This is a genomic window from Pseudomonas aegrilactucae, assembly GCF_019168305.1.
GTDB lineage: Bacteria > Pseudomonadota > Gammaproteobacteria > Pseudomonadales > Pseudomonadaceae > Aquipseudomonas > Aquipseudomonas aegrilactucae.
Genome location: NZ_JAHTBI010000175.1, coordinates 1 through 1,568, shown reverse-complemented (window position 1 = coordinate 1,568; position 1,568 = coordinate 1). Strand labels below are relative to the sequence as shown.

General features: G+C 65.4%; 1 protein-coding gene. It reads left to right on the top strand.

Annotated features, from left to right (window positions below; all coding sequences use genetic code 11):
• A partial coding sequence (locus KUO17_RS26380) for a condensation domain-containing protein (RefSeq protein WP_255263818.1) occupies window positions 1-1,568 on the top strand: 1,568 nt, incomplete at both ends.

Here is a 1,568-nt window from a genome sequence, read left to right as displayed (position 1 = left end):
GACCGGCGTGCCTTGCCGGCGCCCGATGCGAGCCTGCTGCAGACCGAGTACGTGGCACCGCAGAGCGAGCTGGAGCAACAGATCGCTGGCATCTGGCAGCAGATGCTCGACTGCGAGCGCATCGGCTTGAACGATGATTTCTTCGAGCTGGGCGGCCACTCGCTGCTGGCCACCCAGGTGATTTCGCGGGTGCGTCAGGTACTGGGCTTCGATGTGGCATTGCGCACGCTGTTCGAGCACAGTCGCCTGGCAGATTTCGTGGGCGCATTGAGTCCGTCCCGGCGTATCGATGAGTTGCCGCTGATGGCGGTCGAGCGCGGGCAGCCCTTGCCGCTGTCCTATGCACAGGAACGCCAATGGTTCCTGTGGCAGCTGGAGCCACAGAGCAGCGCCTATCATCTGCCGGCCGCGCTGCGTTTGCGCGGGCGGTTGAACGTAGCGGCGTTGCAGCGCAGCTTCGATGCGCTGACCGAGCGCCATGAGTCGCTGCGTACCCGATTCGTGCAGGTGGATGCACAGCCCCGGCAAGTCATCGATGCCCACGTCGAGCTTGCCATCGATCTGCAGGTAGCGCCCGCCACTCTCGACCAGGCCGCGCAGATCCAGGCCTGCGTCGAAACCGAAAGCAGTCGCCTGTTTGCCCTCGACCAGGGGCCGCTGCTGCGGGTCAAACTGTTGCAACTGGCGGCCGAGGACCATGTGCTGATCCTCACCCAGCACCATATCGTCTCCGATGGCTGGTCGATGCAGGTGATGGTCGACGAGCTGATCACCCTGTATGCGGGCTACAGCGAAGGGCGCGAGGTGCAGTTGCCGGCGTTGCCGATCCAGTACGCCGACTTTGCCCAATGGCAGCGCCAGTGGCTGGAGGCCGGCGAGCGCGAGCGTCAACTGGCCTACTGGATCGAGCAGCTGGGCGGCGAGCAGCCGACCCTGCAGTTGCCCACCGACCGCGCTCATCCCCACCAGCGCAGCCACGAAGGCGCCCGGCGCGATGTGCTGCTGGAGGCCGGGCTGGCCAAGGGGCTGATGCAGCTGGCACGCCAGCAGGGCGTGACACCGTTCATGCTGCTGCTGGCCTCGTTCCAGGTATTGCTGCACCGCTACAGTGGCCAGGCGGACATCCGTGTCGGGGTACCGGTGGCCAACCGCAACCGCCTGGAGACCGAGCGCCTGATTGGCTTCTTCGTCAACACCCTGGTGCTCAAGGCACAGGTGAGCGGGCAGCAGCCGTTCACCGAAGTGCTGGGGCAGGTACGCCAGGCCACGTTGCAGGCCCATGCGCATCAGGACCTGCCGTTCGAACAACTGGTGGAGGCGCTGCAGCCTGGGCGCAACCTGGGGCGCAGCCCGCTGTTCCAGGTGCTGTTCAACTACCAGGCCCAGGGCGCGGACGGGCAAGCGCTCAAGCAGTTGCAGGGTTTGCAGGTGCAGGAACTTCAGTGGGACAGCCGCACCGCACAGTTCGACCTGTCGATGGAAGTGTTCGAGCACGGGGAGGGCATTTCGGCCGCGCTGACCTTTGCCACCGACGTGTTCGACGCGTCTACCATCGAACGGATGCTTGC